We start from the raw sequence: 856 nt of genomic DNA, 5'->3' as shown, positions 1-856 counted from the left end.
AGGCGCGGGGTGCGCGGATCGACCGGTTTGTGCACCGGATGTCCGAGCCCCGGCACGATCATCTTGCGGGCGCGGAATTTTTCTACCGTCTCGACGGCCAGCGCATCCAGATCGACACCGGTGCCCAACTTGTCCTGTGGCAGTGCCTCGTAAAGCATTTTCGAGGCACCTTCCATAGAACCGACAAAGACGGTGCCCAGCCCACACAAGCCAGCCGCCACAGCCGCCTGAAGCGATTCCGGCGCCCCCATATAGGTCATCCGCGCCGCCAGGGCCGAGGGCGTGATACCATGTTCGACCAGGGTAATGACGATGGCGTTGAACACCCGGCTTTCCTCGGGTGTGGCCTTGCGGCCCGTCAGTTGCAGGAACGCCAGATCGCCGAGGTTCATGTGGCCCAGGATCTCGTTGGGCAGGTCGAGGCCACGCACGCTGATCTTGTCAGGGGTGCTCCAGGCAATGCTGGAGCTGATTTTTTCTTTGCGTTTTCCCATTAGACCGGATCCCATGAAAAGACATCCGCCGAAACTTCGAGCGGCGTGAACTGCGATTTGAGCGCGGGAATGGCGCGATCGGCGATTTCATCGGCGGTCCAGCCATCACCGGAATGAACCGACCGCACCGGGCGGGGCTGGTTGAACAGGAAGATCTCGTTCTTGCGAACCGCAAAGATCTGTCCTGACACGTCAGCCGCGCGGTCGCTCATCAGGAAACAGGCCATCGGTGCAACCTTGGCCGGTGTCATCTCCTTGATCTTTTCGACCCGTGCCACCTGTTCCGGGGTGTCTGTCTTGATCGACGAGATCATCCGGCTCCAGGCGAAGGGCGCGATGCAGTTTGACCGCACGTTCCAGCG

At 61.0% G+C, this 856-nt stretch carries 1 protein-coding gene and 1 pseudogene; both read right to left on the bottom strand.

Annotation, left to right across the window (positions count from 1 at the left end):
• Positions 1-494 (bottom strand): citryl-CoA lyase (locus ATO6_RS24725; RefSeq protein ID WP_141102085.1); only part of this gene is annotated, 494 nt, incomplete at its 3' end.
• Positions 494-856 (bottom strand): annotated as a pseudogene (locus tag ATO6_RS24720) (3-hydroxyacyl-CoA dehydrogenase); the annotation flags it as partial. The gene ATO6_RS24725 and the pseudogene ATO6_RS24720, both read right to left, overlap by 1 nt.

The organism is Oceanicola sp. 22II-s10i (assembly GCF_002210105.1).
Taxonomy (GTDB): Bacteria; Pseudomonadota; Alphaproteobacteria; order Rhodobacterales; family Rhodobacteraceae; genus Pseudooceanicola.
The sequence above is the reverse complement of the archived record's forward strand: the minus strand, read 5'-3'. Positions and strand labels throughout refer to the sequence as shown.